This window comes from Amycolatopsis saalfeldensis (genome assembly GCF_900110575.1).
GTDB classification, from domain to species: domain Bacteria; phylum Actinomycetota; class Actinomycetes; order Mycobacteriales; family Pseudonocardiaceae; genus Amycolatopsis; species Amycolatopsis saalfeldensis.
Genome location: NZ_FOEF01000029.1, coordinates 43,006 through 67,394, shown reverse-complemented (window position 1 = coordinate 67,394; position 24,389 = coordinate 43,006). Strand labels below are relative to the sequence as shown.

Sequence of the window (24,389 nt, the reverse complement as noted above, 5' to 3'; positions counted from 1 at the left end):
CGCGTCGGCCAGTGCCCCTACCAGGATTCGAACCTGGCACCTCCGCGTTCGTAGCGCGGCGCTCTGTCCAGCTGAGCTACAGGGGCATATCGTTGGTGCGTAGCCGATCCGGGTATCGATCCCGGTCCCCCGCCTTGAAAGGGCGGTGACCTAGCCAGCAGTCGCATCGGCCTTGTCCGGCGCCTTGCGGTGCCGGCGTGCTGCGAGCGGCCGGAGGGCATCGAACCCTCTGCTTCGGTTTGGAAGACCGACGTGTCCGCCGAGTTCACCACGACCGCAGATCGCGCCCGGCCGGACGACGACCGTGCGCACGTGCCCCCAGCAGGAGTCGAACCTGCGCGTGACGGCTTAGGAGGCCGCGGCTCTGTCCGCTGAGCTACAGGGGCGTAAGTGGTGGAGGAGGGAGTCGAACCCCCTGTGCCGCATGGACGTCCGGTTTACAGCCGGGTGGGGCTCCGCTGCCCCGTCTCCACCGAGTGGGTCCGGTCGCCCGTGGACGGCCGGACCCGGTGCTCGCCCTGGCCGCGTGTGAGGCGACGGTGACGAGCATTTGGGAAAATGTCTGCTCCGCTGTGTAAGTATCAAAGATCTGCACTGCTCATCGAAATGGGCAGCGTCAAGCACCGGCGGAGGGAGTCGAACCCCCGGCAAACGGTTTTGGAGACCGCCGCGCTTCCGCAAGCTCGCCGATAGGAATTAATTGTTTTTTCGGGCGCGCTAAATAGAGAAAGCCGCCCTGATCGGTTTCCCGATGGGCGGCTCCCTTGACATGACGAGTCCTACGTCATGGTGGGGAGCCTGCGCCGCTCAGAAGGTCCTGTTCCTTCCAGGAGAAGGTCTTCCTGTGGTCGTTCGACGGGCACACGACAGCGATCGCGGCGGCCAGATACTGGCGCTGCGTCCCTCGCTCCCGCATGTTCGTCATGACCACTCCTTCGTTGCTGGTGTGCATTCATCATCACCCAGACAGGCGTTCGACGTCAATCTTATTTAGTAGAAAGTTTCGCTGCCGCATCTTGTTCCCCGGATGGGACACATTTTTATAGCGATCGGCACTCTATCGACGTTGCGAAGCCGACCCCGGCGGCCGACCCGCCGGCCGCCGGGTGCGCTTGCCGACCGCCAGCGGCCCCGCAGGCCTGTCACACCCGTTTCGAGCGAGCGAGGGTTGCGGGCCTGCGGGGCCGGTGGCGATGCTTCGCGCGGGGACGCCGGGCGCCTCGGTCAGGCACCGGCGCGGGCTGCGGCGTGTCGTGCGGCCACGCGCTCGTGCCAGTCCTCGGCGTAGACCAGGCAGCTGGAGCAGACGCGGTGGAACGCAGTGCACCGGGGGTGTTTCGCGCGGCGGGCGCGCGCTGCCTTGCTCCAGGCCATCGAGTCGACGTCGTCGAACAGGCCGATCGCTTCGGCGTGCACGCCAAAGCCGTGTAGCCGGGCTGTGGTGCGCTCGCGCAGCGCGGCGACGATGTCGACGATCTCGGGAAGGTCTGTCCTTTCACGACGGCAAATTGAGCCCACGCCGAGGACGTCGACCGCGGCGAGGTCGACGCCACTCTCACCGGCGATGTCCCAGCAGCGCACGTAAGACTCGACGGTGTCGCCCTGCATCACGAGGCGGAACGGGCAGGGCCGCTGCGGCGCGAGCCGCCTCCACCAGGTGGTGAGGTCCAGATACGACTGGACGGACAGCAGCTGGTGTTCGAGCACGGTCAGCCCGGTCTTCGCCAGCGCCTCCGGTTCGCAGGGGTAGTCCTGGCTGGATGCCCAGCGGAGGTTCCGGATCTGGACGTCGTAGGTCCGGACGGCGCGAACGTAGGTCTCGGGGTCGTCGGGATAGCTGCCGTGACGAGTGATGACGTCATAGGCCCCGGAGTCGAGAATCCACGGCGCCGAGTACGCGACGGGGAGGTTGAACGCGCTTTTGATCCGGCGCAATCTGTTGTGCGACACCATCAGCGGGCGGTCGCAGACACCGATCCATTGTGGATCGGGGGCACCGAGGTACACGGGCACGGGATGCTCCTCACCGGCTTGCCGGCGTGGAGTCCGGCGATGGCCGCGCCCGGGTCGGGCGCGGCCATCCGGCATGCCGACTGCGCCTGCACCGGCGCGCATGTGCAGGAGCCGCCGCAGTGCGCGGTCGGCTACCGTGGGCCGGCGCCTGGACCCGGGCGGCAGCCGGCTTTCGGCCGGGTGTCCCCTGGTTTCTCGCTAGGCCACCGGGGCCAGTGCCGCACGGCGTGCTTCTGCTGCAGCTGCGTCCATTTCGCGGCTCAGTCGCGTCATCCAGGAATCGAGGGAGACCAGGGCCCGCACGAGCTGCCACCACCGCGGCGGAGTCAGTTCGAAGGTGTCGACGTCGGATGCCACCGGACTCGTGATGGTGAACTGGGCCCTGCTGGCGCCGATCTGGTCGACGAGCAGCAGACGGGGGATGATCGACCAGGTGGTGTAGTCGTCGCTCTCCAGCTGGTCAGGCTGGACCAACGGCACCTCGGCGTAGTCGTGGCCGCGCTGCTCCTCGGGAAGGACATCCGGCAGCGTGAGCAGTCGTTCCGCGATGACCCTGGGCTTGTTGCGCACGAGATCGCCGTGTCCGCCCTGCACCATCAGCGTTGAGCGGCGGACCCCGGCGACCGGGTGGTCCAGCATCCTGACACCGCGGCTGTCGATCACGACCAGCGCGTGAGATCGGGACGGACGGATCGGGATGCTCTTGGTGGCATCGGACTGGAACAGGTCGCGAAGGGTTTGCATGGCCGGGGCCGCCTTTCTGCGGTGGTGGCGTGCTGATGGCGTGGCCTCGGCACGCCGGCCCGGGGGTCCGCAGGACGGCGAGGGTTCGGCTCGGTCACTCCGGCGGCCCGCAGCGCAGCGAGGACCGTCGCCGGAGTGACCTGGGCGGGTTCATCGCCGCGTGCCCCCGGATCGGCGTGCTGACCTCGAGCGTCAGTTCGCACCTCCAGAGGTGGCTCTGCTTCCGCCCCCGCAGCAGCGAGGCGGAAGCCGGTGTTTGGTGAACACACCGGTCATCGTGTCCCGGGTTTCCGCAGGCCGGATAGATAGGGTGGCGATGCGCTGGCACTGCCGGGTCTTGCGACCAGCCGGTGCGGGGGCCGGAGACAGCAGGCATCGAGGGGGGTTCAGTTCAGTGGTGGTTTTGGCCGTCGTTGATCTGGTGCTGGGCATGCTGGCGATCATCGTCGCGGGCTTTGCCCGGAAGAGGATCGACACAACCGGGCAGCCGCTGCTGCCCGATCTCTGGAAAGGCTTGGCGGCACGGCAGCTTGCGCATTCCCGGCAGCTTGCCGCCGGTGGCGTGATCGCGGTATTGGTTGCGCTGGCGAATGTGCCTGCGGCGCTGGTCTACGGCTCAGAGCCCCTGCTGGGCGGCCCGACGCAAGCACCCTGGGAGCAGCTGGTGCTCGGAGCGCGCGCCTTGGCGGCCGTGATCCTCGTGGTGATCGCGCTGTGGCGGGGCGTTGGCCTCGTCAGGGGCCGGCGCCCTGCGTGAGCTGCGGCTGATCGCCGGTATTCGCCGCAGCTACGTGGAGGCCGGCCAACGGCGTCACGAGCCTCCGCTTCCGGCCTTGCCCGAGCTCCCGAAACCGCCCCGGGTGATCGCTCCACCAGAGCGGGGTGTTCCGCCCCGTTGGATGGCGGGTGCGCCGCCCTTGCCGGTCTTCGGCGTCGTGTAGCTGCCGGCAGTTCCGGCGATGCGCTGACCGACCGGTGGAGCGGTGTAGCCGCCGCTCGTGGGTACGTAGAACCACAGGAAACTCGGCTCGGTGCCGCCGCTGAACTCCTGGGGTGCGGTGCTGCACTGATCGTCCTCGACCCGGTTGCCGGTGCGGGAGTCGGTGCACATCGCGACGTAGTCGTACTCCTCCGGTGTGTTGTCCAGGAGGTCGAGGCCGCAGGCAGAGGTGAAGTAGAACGCGCCGATCGCGGGAACCAGGATCAGGCGGGGAACGTGGCGAGAGCTTCGTCGTGCGGGCTTCTCGGCGTCGGTGTGAGTAGCGGTGTGTGTTGCGCGGCCCATCGACGTGCTCCTCTGCTGGTAGGGCGTGGACGGTCACGCGCCCAGCGGGCCGTCTCCAGGCGGGCAAGGGTTTCCGCGTCAGCGGCGCGTAGCGCCCTGGTCCCGCCTGGAGGTGGTCTGCTGTCGTCGGAAGTCCGCGCGAGCCAGGGGCACGGTGGAGTCGGCGCCGACGGATCGGAGCTGCTGGTGGCGGGTCCCGACCCGGGGATCCGCCACCAGCCGGCTGGTCACGTCGTGATGTCGGTGCGGTGTGCGTGGAGCAGCACGGTGCGCACCCGGGTCCCGGACTCGGCGAACGCGTCCTCGGGCAGTTCCTCGTGCCCGCCGTAGGCGGCGATCAGCTGCCGGACGTTCTCGTGCTGACGGTCCTGGCGGAAGGTGAAGCCGCTCGGGACGATCGCCAGGAGCTGACCTTCGGCGGCGATCATGTTCCACGCGGTCAGCACGTGGTTGATCCAGACCGTGGGCTGTCCGGGGATCGAGAACGGCGGGTTCATCACGCAAGCCGCAAAATGCCCGCGCGGTGCGGTCTCGGCGAACTCCTCCAGTGTGCTGCACACGACAGCGACCCGCGGATCGCCGCCGATGGCGGCCGCGCGCTCGGCGTTGGGCTCGATCGCCGTGACCCGGACGCCGGGGTTCGCGGCAAGGATCGCGCGGACCAGGGCGCCGTCACCCGCGGAGGGTTCCAGGACCTCGGCTCCGGCTTCGAGGTCGACGATGTCGGACTCGGTGACGATCTTTTCGGCGAGGTCGGCCGGGGTCGCGAAGAATGCCTCGATCACCTTCGGCACCGCGGCGATGGTGCCGCCGTCGAGTACGGCGTTGATCGCGGCCGCGGGGTCGCTGGTGAACAGGTGTGCCTTCGCCTTGCGGTTCCAGGTGCCGCCCATGCGTTCGAGCACCGCGTTGACGGCGGTGTAGACCTTGCGGTCGAGCTGACGCGGCGGCAGGTGCAGGTACAGGCCCTCGATGCGGGATTCGGCGAGGATTTCCCGGACGGTGTCATCGACGGGAAGGGTGGTGCGCATGCGGTTCCTCCTGGTCAGCGCGATGCGTGGACCAGGGCGAGGCAGCGGGGGCGGCGGCAGGCGGGCAAGGCTCGGCGCGCGCGCCGACCGCGCAGCGGCGCTGGCCTTGCCCCGCCCCGCCGGGGCTGCTGCCATTGCCGGTCCGCGCATGCGCGCCGGACAAAGGAAGAGCTACGCCTGGAAACAGGATCGGTTGTCTCCCAGTCACTTCCGGGAGACAACCGACGGTTCAAGACGGGTTAAGGCTGGATTTCGGTGACGGCGATCCGGACCTCGAATCGCTGGACGGGCCGCTCGCGGTAGCCCTCGCTGCTGTAGGTCATCGGCTCGAAGAGCCAGGTGCCGTCGTCTTGCGGCCGGGCCCGGTACTGGATGGGCACGTCATCCTGGGGCGCGGTCCAGCCCTCCAGCCATTCCTCGAGGGTTCCGAGCGCCCAGTCGGCGACGATCTCGGTGGTGAGCTTGTCGAAGTTGAAGCTCATCGGCGGGCTCCTTCAGGCAGAGGACGGGGTTCGTTGTGGACGGGCACAGCCCGAGCGCGGTGCGGGCGAGGTCCGTAGGACGGCGGGGGTTCTGCTCGGCGGGGCGGGTGGCCCGCAGCGCAGCGAGGACCGTCACCCGCCCGGCCGGGCGGGTTCATCGCCGCGCGCCTCGTCCGGGTCGTGCTCTACTTCGGACGTCCGCAATCCCGCCCGGCTGCAAGATGAGCCGCCGGGCCGCACTCGGTCAGGCCACAGCGGGAAGCGGTGGCGGGTGGATTCGTCAAACCCGACGAGGGCGCCGGAGATTCCGGCCTGCGGTCGGATCGGCTTCGCGCACATCGACAAGTCCTGACCGCTGTCCAGTGAGGACAAACGCCGGCGGGATCGCTGTGATCGGCTGCTCAAGCCATGCTGGTGAGCTTTCTGGCCGCATCGAGGCGCGGCTGACCTCCCTTGGCACCTGCGTTACCAGGCCAAGGAGCCCGCCGAGGAGATGGTTCAGCCCCTCGGCGGGCCAGGCGGCGGTTGCCTCAGAAGTCGATCGCGCGTTTCCGGGATCGACTGAGAACGACGGAGACGGCAGCCGGTAGTTCGGCTTCCTGAGCCTTCCTGTGCTCGCTTCGCATGTCGACCAGTTCGAAGCTTCCAGCGCTGAGCCGGTAGCCGTCCTTGGTCGACACGGCATCCCGCATGCGGAACCGCAAGGTCACGTCGATCTCGTAGTCGTTGATCGCCTGCACGCCGTCGCGATCGAACAGGTCGATGGAACCGGTGATGACGTCGCTTTCGCCGCCCTGCCACATGATGCGGGCCTCGACGGCAGCGTCGGGGCGTTCAATGCGTTTGATGTTGAGCTCACCGATCACCTCGGCGAACGGTTCACCTCGGCGCAGCTCGAAAGCTATGGCCCGCAAATGATCGAAGTTCAGGTCGTACTTCCGCGAAAATTCGACCACCTCGTCGACCTGGGCCGCGGCGATCCCGGACACCTGGTCACGCAGGTAGGTGGCGACAGTCTCAGGGTCCGGGTAGGCGAACCGCATGTGGTAGTGAAAGCGGCCGGGGCGGTTGAGCATGAACTCGTTGACCCGTCCCAAATCGTTGACCGAGAGGACATAGAGGCGCTTGGTCACGCTCAGTCCGTCGAAGAGGGAAAGGAACTGGGTCTGCGCCTCGTCCTCACCGTTGCTGCCGAAGACCTTTTCGAACTCGTCGAAGACGACGACAACCTCACCTAGGTCGTCCAAAAAGGACGCCAGCCCCGGGGTGGAGTGCTGGACGAGAATCGTAGGCAGCTCCAGCTGCTCGCGGGTGTGCTCGGCAAGCATCCGGAGCATGAGTGACTTACCCATGCCCTTGTCGCCGGAGAGGATCACTCCCAGGGATCGATCCATGGCTACGTAGGCGCGCACAATGCGATCCACGCGCTGTACATGGGAGCCGTAGACAGTTTCGTCACCGGATGCGAGCGGGGCGACCTGGCGGAGGCTGTATCCGTCCATTTTGGAAAAATTGATGGCGTAGGTAGCCACCGGCAGCCGGTCAAAAGTCTGCACGGAGTCGTCGTAGAGGCGGAACTGGCCGCCAGAGACAACGATGGTGGAAGCAGGCATGTGCGCTCGCTTTCGCAGGAAGGGGTGGATGGCTGCTGATGCAGCGACATCACCGCGCCCCGTGCCTCCTACAAGCTGGCGAAACGTCGCCGACGGGTTCGGCCGCGGGGCAGGTGATCTGCGGGCCGAACATCAGGCCGTGCCGGGCCCGAAGGGGTGGAGATGAACCCGGCCCACGCATTTCGGGCCGGGTTCATCTCCACGAACCTGGCGGCGGTCTGATCGGCTTCACGCAGATCACCAGTCCCGGCGGGATCCGTATGGGTTCCACCAGGCGGCACCGCGCACGTCACGAGCGCGTCGGGCCGGGGACGGACACCTGCTGCGATCGGTGCAAGGGTGCGATCATCATCCGGCTGTTTCGTTGGAGCTGAGCCATTCGGCGAGCCCGTTCCGCAACTCCGTGACGCTGGACGGTTGCAGCAGCGCGGTGCCGGATGTCTTGGGGTAGGCGTCGCCACGGCTGACGCGGAACCTCAGTCCGTCAGGCGAGTTGTTGATGTGCAGGGTGGCGCCGTAGTACTGATCGTGTTCTCGGAAAGTCACTTCGACTGCGGCACTTGGCTCGGCCGTTAGCAGCGTGTCCAGCAGATCCCGCAGGTCGTCGACGCAGCAGGGCTTGACGAGGATCGAGTAGCCAGCCTCGGTCGTGCGTTGGTACACGCCGAGCACCAGGCCGTGCTGCGGGAGTCCGGCGTACTGCTGGGCCGCTCGGACGATGTACGGGGTTCGATCGTCGGACCGGATCGTGAGACCCCAGCGCTTTGTGTTGCGGGACATGGCAAATCTCCCTTTCTTGAGGGGGATGTTGGCTTGGCGCTGAACGGACCGGCCGGGACGTCCCGGCCGGCCCGTGGGTGGGTCAGCGCTGGAAGGCCGCGGCGTGGCGCATCGCGGGCAGGCCCTGGCGTTCCATCTCGTAGGCCTGGTCGGCGTTGTCGAGGGTCTGCGCGGCGCTGGTCACCGCGTGCAGGACACCGCCGGAGGTGCGGTCGCCACCGTCGAAGAAGTGGTCGAGGATCGTCTTGCGCTCGGTCTCGGTGAACCGCAGCTGCTTGCCGACGTACTCCAGGGTCGCGTCGACGTCGCGCACGCGAATTCCGGCCTCTGCCTCGACCTCGGCGATCTTGGCCTGGACGTAGGCCGGGTTGAGGAACGTGGTGACCGCGTCCCGTGCCTGCTTGATCAGCACGTCCAGCGCGGCGGCCTGGGTGTCGGAGCTCCAGCGGACCACGCCGTCGGCGAGCTTGCCGCCCAGGTGGACCTCTCGCATGGCGTCCTGGGTGAAGGTCATGCCGTTGTCGCAGATCTGAACGACGATCCGCGGGGTGATGGAGAAGCTGCCGTGTCCGATTTCGGAGTTGCTGAAGACGAATCCGGCGAACACCAGCGGGTTGTCGGCGCCGCGCAGGCCGGTGAACGGGCTGGTGTAGTTGCGCAGCAGCGCCGGGGCGTGCGCGGCGACCTCGGGGCAGCTGACCTTGACGTACATCCGGGTCTCGGTCAGGTCGCACTTGTTGACGTCAACGTGGACGCCGGCCAGCCGGATCCCCTCCAGCATCGCCATCAGCACGTCGAGGTTGTCAACGAACCGGTAGTTTTCGGACAACAGCGCGCGGGCGACGCCGGGCAGGTTGCCGCCGCCTTTTAGGGTCCGGGTGAGGAACCGCTTCTCGGGCTCGTCGGACAGCCACTCGTTGACGTTGTGATCGAGCAGCGCCAGCTTCCCGGTCGCGCGCATGTCGCGCAGGTACTTCACCGGGATGCCCAGTTTCTCGGCGAATCCGCGGTCGCAGGTGGCGGTCGGCACGAACAGCGCGCCGCGGGTGACGCCGCTGGCGGTGATCGTCGGCTCGCCGATCCCGTCGATCTCCAGGCGACCATCGACCATCCGCAGGTCCCTGGCGGGGCGGACGATGTCGAGCTTGCGGTCTTCCTGGATTTCCAGGAGGTTCGCCATGTCCCGGAGGTTGGCGTTGCGTGTGGTCAGGACGGACTCCACGGTGGTCATCGCGGTGGTGCTCCTTCGGTTCTGTGGGGATCCGGCGTTTTGGCGGGCGCCGGGCCAGGACTGCCGCCCCGGACATGGGTGCGGCTGGTCCCCCGCGGGCAGCGGGGCGCGACTCGCCGGGGACCACCGAGGCCGGACCGGCCGGGGCGCCGCGCTCGGCCGACCGGGGCGGGATCGCCGGAGGCGACCGAGCGCAGCGAGGCTGGTCTCCCCCGGTCGGCGCGGGCTGGCGGTGCTTCGGGCGCAGCCGGCACGGTGGTCCAGCGTGCGATCGCCCGCAGCCCGTGGGGACCGGGTCACGACCGGCGCGGGTGAATCCGCGCTCGGGCCTGATGAGCGGGTAGGTCGGACCAGCGTGGACGCGGTCGGGTATACCTTCGGGCTCGGTTGACCAGCAGAACTGTGAGGACCATGAAGATGCGCAGGACCAGCGCGCCGATCTACAGCAAGAGCGGTGACGTCATCGGCCACCTGGACCTGACCGACGCACACTGGCAGGGCGGTGAAGATGTCGAGGACGGCGTTGAGGTCATCGAGGTGGCATTCGTGCCGCACACCGACGGCGTCACCTACACCGCGGTCCGCAAGACGCCCCCTGACGACGCCGACGACCTGGTCATCACCTACACCCCGACCGAGTGGGAGCTGTTCGCGAAGCGAGCCTCCACCGGCTACTTCAACCCCGACGCAGTGCTCGAGCGCCGTAGACAGCGTGCCGAGAACGACGCCGGCCCCACAGGATGACCCGCCAAGACCCGCTAAGCCGCCCCACCAGCGATCCGCAACCGGCTGACGGGCCACGGCCCTGCCAGAGCGCTACGGTGCTGCGATGAGGCCTTTCCAGCGACAACGGGAGCGAACGGACGTCGCCCTCGCCGATGTGCTTCGCCTGCTGGCCGACGCTGCCCGGCCGCTGTCTGGGCCTGCTGCCGTGGCAATCGCGAGGAAGGTGCAGAACGCGCTCGTCGACGTCATCGGATCCGATTCCCCGGCGGACGTGATCGGCCTGGCCATCCGGACGGGTCAGAGCTGCGAAACTCTCATACTCGGCGGCTGGGCCCACGACGACATGGTCCGCCAGCGTCCGCAGGACTGCGCACGCGCCGTTGACCGGTTCATCGCGGAGATCAGCGCTGTTCACGCGCAGCTGCTGGTCTCTGACCCGCGGCTGAACAACGATCCGTACCCTTCCGTCACTGCTCTGCACACCGAGCTGGTGTGTTTCCTGCGCGTCCGCTCGGACGGCCGTGCTGATCTGATCGACGCTGTCCACGATGTGATGACCTGGTGCCGCGCGTGCCCCCGTGGCGGGCCACGGGGGTTCGCGGAACTCGTCACGCGCTTGATCAGCGCCGGTGAGCAGCTGGTGTCGCGATGGCCGGAACCACCTGGTCCGCCGAGCCTGGGTGTGTACGAGCTGTTCGACGACGATGTGCGGGCCTTCGAGAACACGGCCGAGGACGTTCGCCACTCGCTGGTGACGCTCCATCCTCGCCTGCAGGCGTGGCCTGCGCGTCGTCGGCGGTCCGCCGTCGGGCAGCGAGCTCTCTGAGCTCGGCCCGCACATCGCCGATCGGCACTACAGCGGCGCGGTCCAGATGTCGCTGCCGGGGTACTGCTGCTCCAGTTGCGGCAGGAACTGCTCGACGCGACGTTGCGCCGACTGCTCATCGGGGAACACCGCGGCGTTTCCCTCGTCGTCGGTGGTTCGCCCGGACGGCGTCATCCGAAGGACCTCACGTACTCCGGCGAGCCGGATGAACGCCCCGAACCGGGTGCGGGCGGGCTGGCCGTCCGCGGTCTGTCGCTGAGCACCGGTGCACCCGGGCAGCGCCTTCAGGGTGGCTGACTGGCCGGCCGAGACCAGCACTTCGTCGACGAGCACGGCTTTGCCGGTGCGCAGCGACCACGCGAATTGTCGGTCGGGCTTGCGCTCCACCGACATCCCGCAGATTTCGCAGGTACGCGTGTCTTGTCCGAGGCGAACCCAGCCGTGCCGGCTCACCGGGCGCCCCGGTGCTCAGTGGGTCCGCGGAAGCCCGTCGGGGTACCGCTTGCGCAGGACCGGCGCCCGGCCCCGCCCACGCAATGGCAACCGCAGGGCTGCCGCGTTGTCATGACTGTGCTCAATGATCGGATCGACATCATTCCCTCTCGCAAGATTTCGTTGGCATACAAGTGGCGTGTTCTCGCACCGCGCATGTCCACAGTGGTCTCACCGTTCGATAGGGCGCGCTTGCGAGCGAAGGGCTGGCGTGATGCAGGCGGGCGAGCATGAGGTCTGCGGGATCACGGTTTCGCCGAGCGCGCCAAGCCCAGTCGTCGGGCTCGAAACGCGACGTCAGCGTGCCTTGGTAGGTCGAACCGGCAATCTCATCCCGCCGACGTTCTGACAGTGCGGGGCGCCCTGCGTATTTGAATACAGAGGGCGCCCCGAACGGCTAAATTGCAGCCTTTCCTATCGTGGAAGTGGGATCAGTCGTTGCAGCGGGGACACGCGCCGTCCGCCGAGTCGAACTCGCCGTGGTAGAAGCAGTTGCCCGCTACGGACGGCACGCTCGAGTTCAGAATGAAAGAGAAGTCGTGGATGCACTTCTTTTCGGCCAGCTTCTTCAGCTTCATTTCTCTCCTTCAACGTAGAGACTGCCATTGACTGACTGAGTCCCGCCTTGATCGATTAACGAGATCGGGACCCCTTGGCGGCCGTCGTGGTTTTGAGGGCAACGTCAGCAGGGCAGGCCCTGCGGACCGGCCGGGGTGCCGCGCTCGGCCGACCGGGGTGGGATCGCCGGAGGCGACCGAGCGCAGCGAGGCTGGTCTCCCCCGGTCGGCGCGGGCTGGCGGGGCTTCGGGCGCAGCCGGCGGGGCCTGCCAGCGTCGGCGAGCCCTCATGTCGCGACGGGTGTCCAGGTCGCCGAGCGACGGTCGAGCGGTCGTCGAGATCAGTGAACCTGCTCAGAGTGGACAGCAGTCGGGCTGGGGCTGGTCCGACGGGTGCGTGTCCTGAACCCAGCATGTCCAGTCACTTTTGGAGGGCGACGCGCTCCGGCGAGGCGCTGAGCGAGCAGGGACGACTCCGGCTGGCTGCCCGCTCGCGCTGGCGCGCAACCCGATCTTGTCGGTCCCCCCTGCGATACTCCCTCCGACCGGTGACAGGACGTGGTCAGACGACTGCGGGCAGGAGGAGACGAACACCGATGACGGCGAGCACACGCGGCTACCTCGGCCCCCTTGCCCTGGCCGACGAGGTGGGCCTGGCCCGCTGGCAATTTGAACGCGCCCAGGAGGCCGGCATGATCCCGGCCCGGGATCACTCCCGTGGCTGGCTGCCCGAGCAGGTCGAGCAGGTGCGTGGGCTGGTCGCCGGCATCGTGCAGCGGTTCGGCGCCGAACGCCCGGTGGGCCTGCACAAGTGCGCCTCTCGGCTGGCCGCGCGCCTGGACCGGCCGGTCGAGGCCGATGATGTGGCCGCTCTCGTACAGGCCGGGCACCTGACGGCGGTCGAGGTGTTCAAGGGCTACGACCTCTACGCCCCTGCTCAGGTCGACGCCCTCCCGCCCAAGTTGGTCACCGAGGTCGTAGATGCTCGGCTGGGCTGGGAGAACGCCTCGATGCCGGTCCAGGAGTTGGCGCAGGAGTTGGGTTGGAGCCGGGACGAGCTGAACGCGGTCCTGGCGGAGCGCGGTGTGCGGGCCGGCCAGGACTGGCGGATCGCGAACGAGGTGGCCGAACGGCTTCGTGCCGACATCGCGCTGCGCGAGCGCGTTCATGCGGACCGGCCCATGGCCGTGGTCGCGGCCGGACTGCTGCTGGAGCGGGTGCTGAACGTTGAGGACGGGCGCCGGCATGTCGAGGCGGCGGTCACGCTCGGCCTGCTCACGACCGGACCCGCCCCCGCGATGCACGGTCGACGGCGACACTCGTTCACCGGCCCCCACTACCGCACCGGCGATGTCGAAGCCCTGGCCGAACGGCTGCGCACCGACACTGCGCTGCGGGAACGGGTCCGGGCGGAGCAGACGATCACCGCGGACGCGGCTGCGTCGCTGCTGGAGAACCTGCTCGACGTGCAGGGCGCGCGGCGGCACTTCGACCTCGCGGTCAAGGCCAAGCTGATCGGAGCGGTAGACAGCCACGAGAAGCAGGTCGGGCGGGAGAAGTGGATCACCATCCCGCTGTATCGCACCGGCGATGTGGAGTCCCTGGCCGAGAACTCGGTCTGGCACCTGGTCCGTGAAATCGGCCCCGGCCAGCGATCCCCGCTGTGGGACCTGGTCACCGAGCGCCCGCCGGAGCGCGCGACCCTGCTGCGGCGCTGGCTGCGCGACCTCGGCGACGCTCACGGCGTCGAAGTGTGGGGCTGGTACCGGCCCGGGGCGAAAGCGTGGGAGATCGACTGGGAGCGCACCCCGGAGTCCGCCCTGACCCGGGACCAGGTGATGGCCTCGCTCATCTCCCGCCCGGAACTGACGCCGCACCGGAAGTCGATCACGATCGGCTCAGCCGCCGGCGCCGCCGTCAACTTCGCCCGCGCCATGCTGGAGCAGGGCGTCGCCGTGATCCTGGATACCGAGACGGTGTCGCTGGGCGGCGCGGTGTGCGAGATCGCCGTGATTGACGCCTGCACGGGCCGGACATTGTTGGACACCTTGGTCAACCCGGGCGTGCCGATCGAAGCGGGCGCCTACGCGGTGCACGGCATCACCGACAGCGAGGTGACCGCCCCAGGCGTGCCAACCTGGCCCATCGTCTACAAGAGACTACTACGCGCCACGGCCGGCAAGATTGTGCTGGCCTACAACGCAAGTTACGACCGCAACGTGATCACGTTCGACTGCGAACGGCACGGGATGCGCCGCAGCCGCTTGGCCAACACTGAGCACTGGGCCGATGTGATGGTGCCGCGGTCCGAACACGCCTATTCCAGACGGTTGCTGCGCAACGGCGGCGGCCACCGCGCCCTGGGCGACGTCCAGCAGACCCGCCAACACTTGCTGCGGATGACCGCACCGTGACCAAGTAACCACGTCCCATCACAGGAGGAACCAGCGTGAGCAAGACCGTGTCCACGGTGTGGCTGGAGCACGCCGCCTTGATTGTGCGGCAACACATTCTGGACGCCGGGTATCAGGTGCAAACATGCCTGGAGACGACCCGCGCGATGGAGTACGTACTCCGCGCGCACGGGCTACGGTTCGAGCCGCAGCCCGTCGGAGCCTGGGCGTGTTGCCCGCAGTGGTGGGCCGACATGTCATCCGGCGTCCCTCAGGACCAGTGCAGGGGGTTCTCGTTCGGAGTCGGCGACCCGATGCCCGGAGAGGAACCCCTGCCGCTCGTCGCCGCCGGCAGGGCGTGGGACGGGCACCTCATCTTGAGGTCGCCGAACGCCGACGTACTGATCGATCCGTCCGCCGATCAGCTCGGAAGCCCAGAACGGAACATGCCGGTGATGGGGCCGTTCGTCGCCCGCCCACAGAACCCAATAGCCTGGATGACTGGGCAACGAGCGTTTTTCCCCAACAGCACGACCGGTGTCGTGCTGGCCTATCGTGCAACATCGGATCAAACCTGGCGCGGCACTCCGGCATGGACGGGGATGCCGAAACGGCTGCGCGCGGTGGCGGACGAGGCGCTGCGTCGGACCTGGGCCATCGAGGCTCCCAAGTAGACGCGTCGACCAGCGGCAAACCCCTCCGGCCAGGCAAGGCGCCAGCGATCACTTCGTTGTCTACGCGGTCCATCGCCGTCCCCTGCCCGCAAACAACGGCCGGTGACCCGCTACCTCTGGTGCGGGTTCAGCTCACTCAGACGCGTCAGGAACCCTTTGGGCGGTACAGCTTTGGTGTAGTTGCCATCGGCATCAAGGTAGCCCCAGTGGTTCATTCCGGGCCCGTACATCATGTACTTCATCGACCCGGGCTCGATATCGATGACTTCGTGGAAGACCTCGCGGCCAACGTGGTTGATGTCCCCGGTGCGATGCTCCACACCGGGGGTGTAGACGAACTCGCCGTTGGCAACTGGGGAAGAGCAGTTATTCCGACCGTGCGCTATTCCCTGACGTCAGGGCGTCACCTGCGGCGGACAGATCACCGCTCGATTCGGAGCTCGTCGTCTGTCTTCGCTGCGGCCAACGACGTGCTCCAGCGTCGTTTCCAGATTTCGAGTCCAGGTGCAGGCACGCCTTTCTGAGCTTCGAGGACATCGATGATCCGGGCGATCGCGAACCACGTTGGCTTCTTCTGCACGCGCTGGACGTAGTCGGCCAGCGTTTCTCCGCGCAGTTTGGCTAGCCAAATCGTCCCGCCGGGAACGCCGCCAAGGGCTTCAACGAGGTCTCGCATCGCCGGGCCCGTTTCCTGTCGCAGTTCGTCCCGCCGGCCTTCGATTGAGCGTTCAGCTCCGGTCGGCGGTGGGAACCACCGGCCGACAACCACGTCGCCGGTGCTGAGCTTGACGCGCAGGCGTAGCTGGCACAGCCATGCGTCTCCAGCTGCGCGAGTGACGAATTCGTCCGGCAGGGCGCCCGAGATTTCGAGACCCTCGAACCCGCCGATGTCCGCGCGTGGCAGCTGGGTGGTGATCGAGATGAACACGGGCGGGCCGTCCGGTCGGCCACGCCGAAATGCTCGACGGCGGCTACGGGCTCGTTGGAACTCGAGAACCACAGGCTGATCAGCCAGCTGCACGCGGGACTGTCCGCGATTGACCAGCAGGGCGTGGACCTGCAACTCCTCGCGCTGAGTTGCGCAGTCACCGGAGACTGCGGTGACGACGCCGGAGCTGCGAATAACGGCGCGAGGTCGGCCGCGGCGGTAGGACAGCGCTGAGATCCACAAGCTCGCGAACGCGAAGGCCGCGCTGAGGGCTGAAATTCCAACGGCGATGTTGTTCGAGCCCATCGATCCCCCTCATGATTCCCTACCACCCTGCCGTTGCCGTGAGGCAAGTCAACCCCGCGCCGGGCGGGCTTGGCGCCGACCGACGCCTTAGTGCGAGACGGGGCCAGCCAGCTGAGAGCACGGCGCACTCCGCCGCAAACACTTGGTTCAGGATTCGGGGAATGCGTACGACCTCGGTACGCCGAGCAGGCGCGCGGCAGACCGGTTCTTCTCGTTGAGGTGCTGCTCGAATCGCGCGATCCCCATGTAGGCGATCCCGGCCGCGGCCATGGTCGACGCGTCGAAGTGCACCTGGACAACGGTCGGCAGCCTGACGTCGGCGAGATCGGTCCCGGTGGCTTCGGCCTCCGCGAAGGCCACGGTCCACGCCTTCCGATGCTCGGGTGGCGTGAGGTTCGAGCGCCGCTGGGTCTCCACGATCAAGGCAGGCTCGCGCTCGGGGTCGTGGAGGAGTTCGTGGTGCCACTGGCCGACCTCGTCGAAGAACCTCGGCAAGATGATCTTCATGTCGATGAGCTCCACGTCGCTCGACTCGGCCGTCAGCCTCACGATCTCCTCGCGCCAGCCCCGCGCGTAGGCGCGCACCAGGTCGACACACAAGTACATCGGCCGGTACTCCGAAGGATCACCCGGGTTCTTCCGGGGCACGATCCGCCTGTCCATGAACCCGCTCGGGCGATCCTGATCAGTCATCCGCTCCAGGATGCCAGGCAGCTGTGGCCTGGGAGAAACGAAGCAGGGGCCGCAGCGGGTGGGTGTCAGGGCCGTCGCCGTCGGGTGTCGGGGGTCAGGACAGCAGCAGCACGAGCAGGCCCAGGACCATCTTGGCGCCGTGCCACACCTGGTTGAGCGTCCGGCGCTGCCGTAGCGAGATCAGCATCCCCGCAGTGTTCCAGACCTCGACTCCGGCTGGCGTCCGTCGGAGCGGCGCCGTCGGCGGCCCGAAGCACGGAATGACCTGCTCGCAGGACTGGGCTTTTTGTGGGCATCGTGCTTGACTCAGTCCATGCCCACAAAAAGCCCAGTAGAGGATGAGGTGGTCGCCGCGGTCGGGAGGCTGCTGCGGCGCGGACTGCCGGTGACCCCGGCGGCCGCGGATCCGGTGCTGCTCGATCTGCGAGGCATCATCGCGCGGGCGGTCGATCCCGCCGACGAGACCAGCCGCACCGCCGCACTGGACGGCACCCTGCGCGGACTGCTCGCGCGATTCCCGGACACCCGCTACGCACCAGCGGCGCGAGCGCTGTTCGGGCTGCCACCAGCTACACCCGGCCAAACCCTCACCGTGCGCCGCGACCTGGCCGCCGAACAGGCCGGGCACGAAGTGCACCACTTCCGCAAACGGGTCGAGCCCCGGCTGATCGAGAAGATCGCCTGGGAACTGCTCGCCGACGCCGACCGGTTCACCCGGTCCCGGATGATCGCCCCCCGGCTGGCTCCGGCCGCCGAGCGGCAGCCGGTGCAGGCGGACCCGTTCGCGTGGGAGGTCGCCGAGCACGAGGAACACCTCTGCCGACTGTGGTCGGCAATCTACGCCGCCCGCGCCGAACTACTGGCCGTAGAACGGCTCATCAGCCTGGACGCCGACCAGATCGACATCCTGCACACCGCGGTGACCGCGGCCTGGCGCTGGGCAGTGGCCCGCGCCGAGGCGATCGGCTACACCACCGCCTTCGCCCCCGATCTGGAACCGGACGGGCTGATCGCTCTGCCCGGCTGGATCCCGACGCTCACCGAAGCGCAGGCATCCCGGCTGACCGAGGCCGCCAGCGGCGGCGCCAGCCGCGAGCAGTTCGTGCACTCCCTGCACGGCGAAACCGGCCTGGGCAACACCTGGGCTGAGGGCTTCCTGGCCCGCGCCGCGCCCTCCGAAGGACCCGAGAAGAACGGATCATTGTCGTGACCAGCACCAACACCGCCCTGACCTCCGCACTGGAGGCGGCGGCGACCGGCGATCCGCGCCGCTACGTCATCACCGGCGGCCCGAGCTCCGGCAAGGACGACCTGATCGAGGCGGTCCACGCCGCCGGGATCCCCTGCATGGCCGAAGAGCCCGGCCGGGAGATCTACCGCAAGCACCGAGAGCGCCTGGGCCGCCACCTGCTGCGCGAGGACCGGCGCGAGTACTCCCTGGAGGTGCTGGACGCCTTCGTCGCCGAGTACACCGCCCACCAGCACGGGATTCGCTTCTACAACCGCGGCATCCCCGACGGCTACGGCTGGGAAGGCTTCTTCGGCCTCAAGCCGACCACCGAACTGGAGGAGGCCACCGCACGCTACCGCTACGACGCGATCTTCGTGCTGGACCCGCTGGACACCTTCGAGGACCCCGACGACATCGTCTGGGCCAAAGAGCGGGAGATCCGCCGGGTGCACGAGCTGATCGTGCAGGGCTACTACGACGCCGGCTACGAGCCGGTGTTCGTCGCCCCCGACTCGCCGCCGGCCCGCTTGGACTTCATCTGCGCCAACCTCCGCTTGCCCAAACCCAGCCGAGGAGCGTGATGATGTTGTCCCGCAACGGAAAACCGGCATTGCTGATCTCGCCGAACAGCGTGCTGGCCAACGCGCTGCTGCGCTCGATCGACATCCTGCGCCCCCGCGTCCTCGCCGCCCGACCCGCGCGGATCGAGTTCGTGGTGGGCACCCAGATCAACGGTGCCCCGCACCTCGGGACGAATCTCGTGCAGACTGCGGCGTTCCTGCTGGCCAAAATCGCCCGCCGGGAGTTCTCCATCGACACCGTCGTGCGGTTCAGCGCGCTGGACAACGCCCCTCACGACGTCGTGCTCGACCCCGAAACCCACCACGCCTACCAGCAGACCTACTACCACGCCCTGGGAAAAGACAAGATCAGCGAGTTGATCGAGGGCTACTACCAGGAGTTCTTCCGGTCGTTGTCGGAAGCGACCGACACCGACTACGTGGTGGAGACCTACACCGACCAGCAGGCCACCCCCGGCTTCCGGGCGGAGTTCCTGCGCACCCTGGAGCACCTGGACGACATCCGCTGGTGGATGGCACCCTCCCACGGCCAGGTCCACGTCCGGGTGCCGTGCCCGGAATGCGGGTGGGCGGAGAAACGCGGCGACCGCACCAAGCTCGCGCACCTGGACGAGGACGGCGCCACCTTCACCGCGGTCTGCTTCGACCACGGCCCGTACGAGGCGCACATCGACCCCGAGGACGACACGCCCTACCTCGACCTGGCCACCCTCTACCGGAACCTGGTAAAGGAACGCGCTTTCGGCCGCGACGACGGCACCCTGCACGTGATGATGAAGGGCGGCGACTGGACTTTCGGCTGCCAGCTCGTCGACGGCGCGCTCGGTGCGCTGGACACCCCACCGGCGCACATGCCGAGCCGGATCTTCACCCCGCAGGTGCTCGCCCCGACCGGCGCGAAGCTGTCCAAGTCGCTGCTGCGCGAGCAGGGCAAGGGGGCGCTCCCAGCCGACGTCGAGCCCTGGATGCTCGACACCACCGCCTGGCCCGGTTCGATCGACGACTACGTCGACGCGCTGGTCTGGCTGGTCGGTGAGCTGCTGACCGACCCGAAACACTTCTTCCGCTCGTTCACCGTCAAGGAACTCGGACGTCTGATGACCGCACGCCCCACCGAAACCGTTGTCCGTGCCCACGAGATGGGCATCTACAAGCGCTACTTCGACCTGATTGCCACCGGTCGTAAGACCACGGAGATCCGCGTCAACGACTCCAGCCGCCGCAAGATCAAGGAGGGGTCGCTCATTCGGTTCCGTTGCCAGGGCGACCAGGTCCTCACCCGCGTGACCGCGGTCAACCGGTACGCCACTTTCGAGGAGATGTTCAACCACCAGGACGTCGCCTCGGTCAACCCGCTCGCGACCCGCGACGAGCAGCTGGCCAACATCCGCCAGATCTACCCACCCGAACGCGAAGCCCTCGGCGTCGTCGCGATCGGCATCGAGCTGGTCGACCCGCCCCGGCCTGCCTGACCTGCCGGTTCCCGGTGTCGCGCCTATCGGCGCGACACCGGGAATACCACCCACCGCCCCGGGCCTTGGTGTCCGGGGCGAGCCCCATCCTGCTTGACCGGTGGTCTACCGCCGGAAACCGGCCCGTGTCCCGGCGACAACGCTCGGGTACGGGCCGACGTGGTTGAGCGTGTGCCAGCTCGCGACCCAGCGAAAGCTGCTGGTCATCGCTCCGAGCCGCGGGTCGGCAGGGTCGGCAGGGTCGCTGCGGTGTTCACCTTTTCGCGCAGGTCATGGGTGGTCAGGGTGAGTTGCCGGATGGACTCTTCGTAGATCTGCACGAGCTTGCGCAGGTCCGCGTTCTCCGCACGGCGCCAGGGGACCGCCACAGTGGCGCTGGTGGCCTGGGTGAATCGCACCGTCAGGCCGGTGCCCGAGGTGGGCACCGGCCTGTAGCCGGCGAGGTCGGCAGGATCAGAACGGAGGCTCGTCCGGGATCTCGCCCCCAGCGGCGGGCGGAGCGCTGGTCCAGGCGTCATCGCCACCTCCGCCGCTGCCACGGCTGACCTTGTTCACCTTCGCCGTGGCGTAGCGCAGCGAGGGCCCGATCTCGTCGACCTCAAGCTCGACGACGGTCCGCTTCTCGCCTTCCTTCGTCTCGAACGACCGCTGCTTCAGGCGGCCCTGCACGACGACGCGGGCGCCGCGGGTCAGGGACTCGGCGACGTTCTCCGCCGCCTGGCGCCAGATGCTGCAGCGCAGGAACAGCGCCTCGCCGTCCTTCCACTCGCCCGACTGCTTGTCCAGCGTGCGTGGCGTGGACGCGACCGTGAAGTTCGCGACCGCCGCACCGGACGGAGTGAAGCGCAGCTCCGGGTCGGAGGTGAGGTTGCCGATCACCGTGATGACGGTGTCTCCAGCCATGGGTTTCTCCTTGTTCTGCAGGGACTCTGTGTCCCTTGGGGTAGGTGGTGGTGCGTGAACACGCGCCGAACAGCGGGCCAGGGCTGGCGGAGTACAAGGTTCGGCGCTTGCGCCGACCGCGAAGCGGTCTACCTTGACCCGCCAGTCTCGGTCTGCTGGCGTGCAGCGAGTTCCCGAATCGCCACAGGCCCTCTGGGGCACCAGGCACCGCGGGCACTAGGTGGATCTGTTGGCGGGCAACACAACTTGCGTCGGGTATGGGAAACCGACGCACCTAGACGATGCGTATTTGCCACGACCGTCCCCGTTCGCGTCGTGGGCATGCCATCCATCTGCGCCTACCTGGCCAACCGGGTTTGCAAACACGCGCATGCGCGTCATGGCAAGCGGCATTGCCTGGCCGGCACCCGGAAGAGGTGCCGGCCAGACCGCTGCCGGGTTGGCTACTTGCCGAGGAGTTCGGTGTGCAAGGCCGCGAATTCTGTGGCAGGCATCGTGGCGATGCCGAGCTGACCGGCTTTCGCTTCCTTACCCGCCGAGGCTCCGGGTCCGAGGATGAGCAGATCGGTGCGGGCGCTGACCGAACTCGAGACTGTCGCTCCCAGCCGCTCGGCGGCCTCTTGCGCCTGAGTCCGGTTCATTCCGTCCACCGATCCGGAGATCACGACTCGTTTGCCCGTGAGCGGCGAACTCAGCGCGACCGGTGCGGTCTCGATCTGACCGGTGATGCTGGCCGCGACCAGCTTGTCGATGACATCACTCAGCTCGCGCAGTCCTGCGTGGATAGACCGTGCCTTCTCCGGCCCGACCCCGTCGACGTCCGCCAGTTCCTCTGCTGTCGCTGCGCGCAGCGCGTCGAAGGACTGGAAGTGAGCTGCCAGAGCGCGGCCCATCCGGCGGCCGGTCATGCGGATCCCCAGTGCGGTGATGTGCCGTGCCAGCGGTTGGCTTTTCGCTGCGGCGATCCCGGCAAGGAGTTTCTCCGCGGTGGCGGTGCCGATGTGGCGAGCACCGGTTGTACGCACGTAGGAAACGGCCGAAATCTGCGCGGCAGTCAGGAAGAACAGATCGGCAATCCCCGTGACCAGGCCCGACTCGACCAAGGCGGCGGCGATCTCCTCGCCCAGGCCGTCGATGTCCCAGACGTCGCGCGATGCGGCGTAGGTCAGCAGGGACACGAGTGAGCAGGCCGGCGTGGTGCACCGCCACAGCTGGCTGGACTGATCCCAGGGCTCGTCGCACTGCGGGCAGTTCGGCGGCGGTTCCCAGGGCGCGATGCCTTCCGGTCGCTCGCCCACCACCGCCGTGATTTTCGGGATCACATCGCCTGCCCGCATCACCGCCAGGCGCGACCCGAGCCCCAGCCCCTGTTGCCGAATCCACGCGACGTTGTGGAGCGTGGCCGCGCTGATCGTGGTGCCGCCGACGGTCACCGGGTCGATGATGGCGCGGAACCCGGCGCGTCCTGTCCTTCCGACGGAGACTTCGATGTCGCGCAGGACGGAGAACGCCGTGTCCGGTGGGTACTTGAACGCGGTCGCCCAGCGCGGCGCGCTGGATCCACTACCCATTTTGCTGCGCACGGCTCGGGACTGGGCCTTCACCACGGCGCCGTCGATCGGGAAGGACAGGCTCGGCCGCCGGTCACCGATGGTGTCGATGACCGCTTGGACGTCGCGGGCCGTCCGGCACGAGATGGAGACATCGGCGGGCAGCGCACCGATTGTGAGCATGGCCGCGGTGCTGAACCCGAGTGCCTTGGCCAACGCCATGCGCTCGAGGTGGTTGTCGAAATGGTCGAGTTCATCACCGCTGATGGCGTAGGCTGCGAAGCTCATCGGCGCGATGTAGAGACGGTCCACCTTGCGAATGGAACCTGCGGTGGCGTTACGCGGGTTGACGAACGGCGTCTTGCCGGCGCTGACGCGCGCTTCGTTGGCCGCCTCGAAGTCCTTTGTGGACATGAACAGTTCCCCGCGGACGGCCCCTGTCCACGAGCGGGGCAACGTCACGGGAAGTCCCGCGATGCCGGGATCGCGAGTCACCTGCGAGGTGATGTCGTCGCCCGCGAGTCCGTTGCCGCGGGTCGCAGCACGGACCAGCCGACCATCGCGGTAGTCGGCGTGGACGGCCATCCCGTCAATCTTGACTTCGACGATGGTCTCGCAGGCAGGGAGAGCGCGGACGAACTCCGCCATTTCAACATTGGTGGTGACCTTATCCAGGCTGAGCATCGGCGGGCTGTGCTTGACCGGACCGGCGGAGGCGCCGGGGGCGACGCCCATGGCGGCGCCCGGCTCCTGCCAGTCCGGGTGCAGCGCCACAGTCGCCGCGATCCTTGCCACGAGGTTGTCGTAGTCGGAGTCGCCGAGCATGGGGGCGACGTCGCTGTCGTAGTAGGTCACGCCGGCCACGTGAACGTCGTGGACGGCCTCATCAAATTCGGCTCGGTCAGCGAATGGCTGCGTCGGTGTCGCGGGCATGGGTACGTGCTCCTCGCGCGTGCGGGTACGGGGTACCACGCGCGGGAAGCACGCCCGGGGGGCCGGGCGGGCAAGGTGGTCTTCATCGCGCCGGAGCAGCGGGCTTGCCCACCCGCCCGGCCCCCCGGGTGTGCTCCGCTGCCGGGTGCCCACGGTGCCCGCGCCGAGGAGGCGCTGTCGTCCTGTCCGGCCGAGGCTGACGGAACGGCTGACCGCGGACCTGCGTGTTCCGTCCGCTCGAACCTTGCGGGGATCCGGGCCTACTTTGCGGGTCGCCCAGCCCTGGCATACTCGACGCTCACCCAGCGGCAGTCGACGAGGCCGTGTTGAACGAGGGATGCTCACCAGTGCCGGACAACGATCTGCGGTTCACGGGACACGAGGTGTCGATCCTGATCGCCGCCGACTGCCCCGTCGACACGAACGCCTCCGCGATAGGCCAACTCATCGCCGATGCGGTCACCGCGGCCACACTGTCGATGGTCGCCACCGTCGCCCTCGTCCTGGACATCGTCGACCCTCCACAGGATCCGGAACTCTTAGCGGACCTGGACGTCATCGACCCCGGCGGTCGACACACCCAGCCGGCACGTCGGCAGCTGTCCTACACAGTCACCCTGTATGCAGACCCAATCACGGTCGCCGACGACAGCACCGACCTGATCACAGCGGCTTACCAGGCGATCGCCGTTCAGATCGACGCCGCGCACACCGGGACCATCACCAGCTCGGTCATGCCCCTCGAACGTGGTCGCCACCAGCACCTCACCAACCAAGCCCTCAAGCACTTCCGCACCTGCGCACCACGGGACTGACCTCGTCTGGGCACCGAATCCGCAAGGTTCCCGGAGAAAATGCGTCGCCGCTGCCCGGATCTACTTTTCGTGCAGCAGGTCAACGACGCGCGCATTCGCAAAGTCCGGTCGGACAGGAAACTGTGGTCCG

26 protein-coding genes and 6 tRNA genes are annotated in these 24,389 nt (G+C 67.9%); 9 read left to right on the top strand and 23 right to left on the bottom strand.

Features of this window, described 5'->3' with window-relative positions; genetic code table 11:
* Window positions 1-12 precede the first annotated feature (12 nt).
* From BMY97_RS41035 to BMY97_RS41010, 9 genes are all read right to left on the bottom strand, one after another.
* Window positions 13-86: transfer RNA gene (locus tag BMY97_RS41035), tRNA-Arg, on the bottom strand.
* A gap of 14 nt (window positions 87-100) precedes the next feature.
* Window positions 101-172: transfer RNA gene (locus BMY97_RS47500), tRNA-Glu, on the bottom strand.
* 33 nt (window positions 173-205) lie between these two features.
* Window positions 206-278: transfer RNA gene (locus tag BMY97_RS41030), tRNA-Gly, on the bottom strand.
* 35 nt (window positions 279-313) lie between these two features.
* Window positions 314-386: transfer RNA gene (locus BMY97_RS41025), tRNA-Arg, on the bottom strand.
* A gap of 5 nt (window positions 387-391) precedes the next feature.
* Window positions 392-474 (bottom strand) — tRNA-Tyr (locus BMY97_RS47495).
* A gap of 147 nt (window positions 475-621) precedes the next feature.
* A tRNA-Trp gene (locus BMY97_RS41020) sits at window positions 622-691 on the bottom strand.
* Between the two features lie 93 nt (window positions 692-784).
* Window positions 785-925 carry a hypothetical protein gene (locus BMY97_RS47490; protein WP_177231782.1) on the bottom strand — a complete coding sequence of 47 codons (141 nt, stop codon included), beginning with the start codon at window positions 923-925 and terminating at the stop codon, window positions 785-787.
* Window positions 926-1,224: 299 nt separating this feature from the next.
* Window positions 1,225-2,013 carry a deazapurine DNA modification protein DpdA family protein gene (locus BMY97_RS41015; protein ID WP_091628461.1) on the bottom strand — a complete coding sequence of 263 codons (789 nt, stop codon included), beginning with the start codon at window positions 2,011-2,013 and terminating at the stop codon, window positions 1,225-1,227.
* A 198-nt stretch (window positions 2,014-2,211) separates the two neighbouring features.
* Window positions 2,212-2,676 (bottom strand): hypothetical protein, encoded by a 465-nt coding sequence (locus BMY97_RS41010; protein WP_143086437.1) that lies wholly within the window; start codon window positions 2,674-2,676, stop codon window positions 2,212-2,214.
* Window positions 2,677-3,154: 478 nt separating this feature from the next.
* On the opposite strand from BMY97_RS41010, the gene BMY97_RS41000 reads away from it, so the two are divergent.
* On the top strand, window positions 3,155-3,514 hold the full coding sequence (locus BMY97_RS41000; protein WP_143086436.1) for a hypothetical protein: 360 nt from the start codon (window positions 3,155-3,157) through the stop codon (window positions 3,512-3,514).
* Window positions 3,515-3,568: 54 nt separating this feature from the next.
* On the opposite strand, the gene BMY97_RS40995 is transcribed toward BMY97_RS41000, so the two are convergent.
* The 6 genes from BMY97_RS40995 to BMY97_RS40970 form a co-directional block, all read right to left on the bottom strand.
* Window positions 3,569-4,042, bottom strand: coding sequence for a hypothetical protein (locus BMY97_RS40995; RefSeq protein WP_091628453.1), 474 nt, complete (start codon window positions 4,040-4,042; stop codon window positions 3,569-3,571).
* A 227-nt stretch (window positions 4,043-4,269) separates the two neighbouring features.
* Window positions 4,270-5,073 carry a hypothetical protein gene (locus tag BMY97_RS40990; protein WP_091628451.1) on the bottom strand — a complete coding sequence of 268 codons (804 nt, stop codon included), beginning with the start codon at window positions 5,071-5,073 and terminating at the stop codon, window positions 4,270-4,272.
* Between the two features lie 239 nt (window positions 5,074-5,312).
* Entirely contained in the window at window positions 5,313-5,555 is a 243-nt protein-coding gene (locus BMY97_RS40985) for a hypothetical protein (RefSeq protein ID WP_091628449.1), read from the bottom strand.
* A gap of 530 nt (window positions 5,556-6,085) precedes the next feature.
* Window positions 6,086-7,168 (bottom strand): AAA family ATPase, encoded by a 1,083-nt coding sequence (locus BMY97_RS40980; RefSeq protein WP_091628447.1) that lies wholly within the window; start codon window positions 7,166-7,168, stop codon window positions 6,086-6,088.
* Between the two features lie 348 nt (window positions 7,169-7,516).
* A complete protein-coding gene (locus tag BMY97_RS40975) occupies window positions 7,517-7,948 on the bottom strand; it encodes a hypothetical protein (protein ID WP_091628446.1) in 432 nt (143 codons plus the stop codon).
* An 82-nt stretch (window positions 7,949-8,030) separates the two neighbouring features.
* Window positions 8,031-9,179: a hypothetical protein gene (locus BMY97_RS40970; RefSeq protein WP_091628444.1), complete on the bottom strand. Its 1,149-nt coding sequence runs from the start codon at window positions 9,177-9,179 to the stop codon at window positions 8,031-8,033.
* 411 nt (window positions 9,180-9,590) lie between these two features.
* On the opposite strand from BMY97_RS40970, the gene BMY97_RS40965 reads away from it, so the two are divergent.
* Together BMY97_RS40965 and BMY97_RS40960 are read left to right on the top strand one after the other, a co-directional pair.
* Window positions 9,591-9,923 (top strand): DUF397 domain-containing protein, encoded by a 333-nt coding sequence (locus BMY97_RS40965; RefSeq protein ID WP_218157001.1) that lies wholly within the window; start codon window positions 9,591-9,593, stop codon window positions 9,921-9,923.
* Between the two features lie 85 nt (window positions 9,924-10,008).
* Window positions 10,009-10,731 carry a hypothetical protein gene (locus tag BMY97_RS40960; protein ID WP_143086435.1) on the top strand — a complete coding sequence of 241 codons (723 nt, stop codon included), beginning with the start codon at window positions 10,009-10,011 and terminating at the stop codon, window positions 10,729-10,731.
* A gap of 27 nt (window positions 10,732-10,758) precedes the next feature.
* Here the strand turns inward: BMY97_RS40960 and BMY97_RS40955 are convergent, their stop codons facing one another.
* Window positions 10,759-11,124, bottom strand: coding sequence for a hypothetical protein (locus tag BMY97_RS40955; RefSeq protein ID WP_091628440.1), 366 nt, complete (start codon window positions 11,122-11,124; stop codon window positions 10,759-10,761).
* Window positions 11,125-11,654: 530 nt separating this feature from the next.
* Window positions 11,655-11,801, bottom strand: coding sequence for a hypothetical protein (locus tag BMY97_RS47485; protein ID WP_177231780.1), 147 nt, complete (start codon window positions 11,799-11,801; stop codon window positions 11,655-11,657).
* 626 nt (window positions 11,802-12,427) lie between these two features.
* Between BMY97_RS47485 and BMY97_RS40950 the strand changes: the two genes are divergently transcribed.
* Window positions 12,428-14,194, top strand: a complete 1,767-nt coding sequence (locus tag BMY97_RS40950; protein WP_177231779.1) for a 3'-5' exonuclease — start codon at window positions 12,428-12,430, stop codon at window positions 14,192-14,194.
* 35 nt (window positions 14,195-14,229) lie between these two features.
* The gene (locus BMY97_RS40945; RefSeq protein WP_091628436.1) at window positions 14,230-14,847 is read left to right on the top strand and encodes a hypothetical protein; all 618 of its coding nucleotides are present in this window, start codon (window positions 14,230-14,232) and stop codon (window positions 14,845-14,847) included.
* A gap of 110 nt (window positions 14,848-14,957) precedes the next feature.
* Here BMY97_RS40945 and BMY97_RS40940 read toward each other — a convergent pair whose 3' ends face one another.
* From BMY97_RS40940 to BMY97_RS40930, 3 genes are all read right to left on the bottom strand, one after another.
* Window positions 14,958-15,167 (bottom strand): hypothetical protein, encoded by a 210-nt coding sequence (locus tag BMY97_RS40940; protein WP_091628435.1) that lies wholly within the window; start codon window positions 15,165-15,167, stop codon window positions 14,958-14,960.
* A gap of 101 nt (window positions 15,168-15,268) precedes the next feature.
* Complete coding sequence (locus BMY97_RS46550; protein WP_143086434.1) at window positions 15,269-16,081, bottom strand: hypothetical protein; 813 nt, start codon at window positions 16,079-16,081, stop codon at window positions 15,269-15,271.
* A 147-nt stretch (window positions 16,082-16,228) separates the two neighbouring features.
* Window positions 16,229-16,774, bottom strand: a complete 546-nt coding sequence (locus tag BMY97_RS40930) for a hypothetical protein (protein WP_091628432.1) — start codon at window positions 16,772-16,774, stop codon at window positions 16,229-16,231.
* Between the two features lie 313 nt (window positions 16,775-17,087).
* Here BMY97_RS40930 and BMY97_RS40925 point away from each other — a divergent pair, with 313 nt between their 5' ends.
* The 3 genes from BMY97_RS40925 to BMY97_RS48890 are packed head-to-tail and all read left to right on the top strand — an operon-like array spanning window position 17,088 to window position 20,058.
* Window positions 17,088-17,984, top strand: a complete 897-nt coding sequence (locus tag BMY97_RS40925; RefSeq protein ID WP_143086433.1) for a hypothetical protein — start codon at window positions 17,088-17,090, stop codon at window positions 17,982-17,984.
* The gene (locus tag BMY97_RS40920; protein ID WP_177231778.1) at window positions 17,981-18,586 is read left to right on the top strand and encodes an AAA family ATPase; all 606 of its coding nucleotides are present in this window, start codon (window positions 17,981-17,983) and stop codon (window positions 18,584-18,586) included. Before BMY97_RS40925 ends, BMY97_RS40920 begins: the two co-directional genes overlap by 4 nt.
* Window positions 18,586-20,058, top strand: coding sequence for an ASCH domain-containing protein (locus BMY97_RS48890; protein WP_245787762.1), 1,473 nt, complete (start codon window positions 18,586-18,588; stop codon window positions 20,056-20,058). Before BMY97_RS40920 ends, BMY97_RS48890 begins: the two co-directional genes overlap by 1 nt.
* A gap of 203 nt (window positions 20,059-20,261) precedes the next feature.
* Here BMY97_RS48890 and BMY97_RS40910 read toward each other — a convergent pair whose 3' ends face one another.
* The 3 genes from BMY97_RS40910 to ligA form a co-directional block, all read right to left on the bottom strand.
* Window positions 20,262-20,456 carry a hypothetical protein gene (locus BMY97_RS40910; protein WP_143086432.1) on the bottom strand — a complete coding sequence of 65 codons (195 nt, stop codon included), beginning with the start codon at window positions 20,454-20,456 and terminating at the stop codon, window positions 20,262-20,264.
* Between the two features lie 55 nt (window positions 20,457-20,511).
* Window positions 20,512-20,961, bottom strand: coding sequence for a single-stranded DNA-binding protein (locus BMY97_RS40905; RefSeq protein ID WP_091628425.1), 450 nt, complete (start codon window positions 20,959-20,961; stop codon window positions 20,512-20,514).
* Between the two features lie 443 nt (window positions 20,962-21,404).
* Window positions 21,405-23,444 (bottom strand): NAD-dependent DNA ligase LigA, encoded by a 2,040-nt coding sequence (ligA, locus tag BMY97_RS40900; protein ID WP_091628423.1) that lies wholly within the window; start codon window positions 23,442-23,444, stop codon window positions 21,405-21,407.
* A gap of 347 nt (window positions 23,445-23,791) precedes the next feature.
* Here ligA and BMY97_RS40895 point away from each other — a divergent pair, with 347 nt between their 5' ends.
* Window positions 23,792-24,259 (top strand): hypothetical protein, encoded by a 468-nt coding sequence (locus BMY97_RS40895; RefSeq protein ID WP_091628421.1) that lies wholly within the window; start codon window positions 23,792-23,794, stop codon window positions 24,257-24,259.
* The last annotated feature ends 130 nt before the right edge of the window (window positions 24,260-24,389 follow it).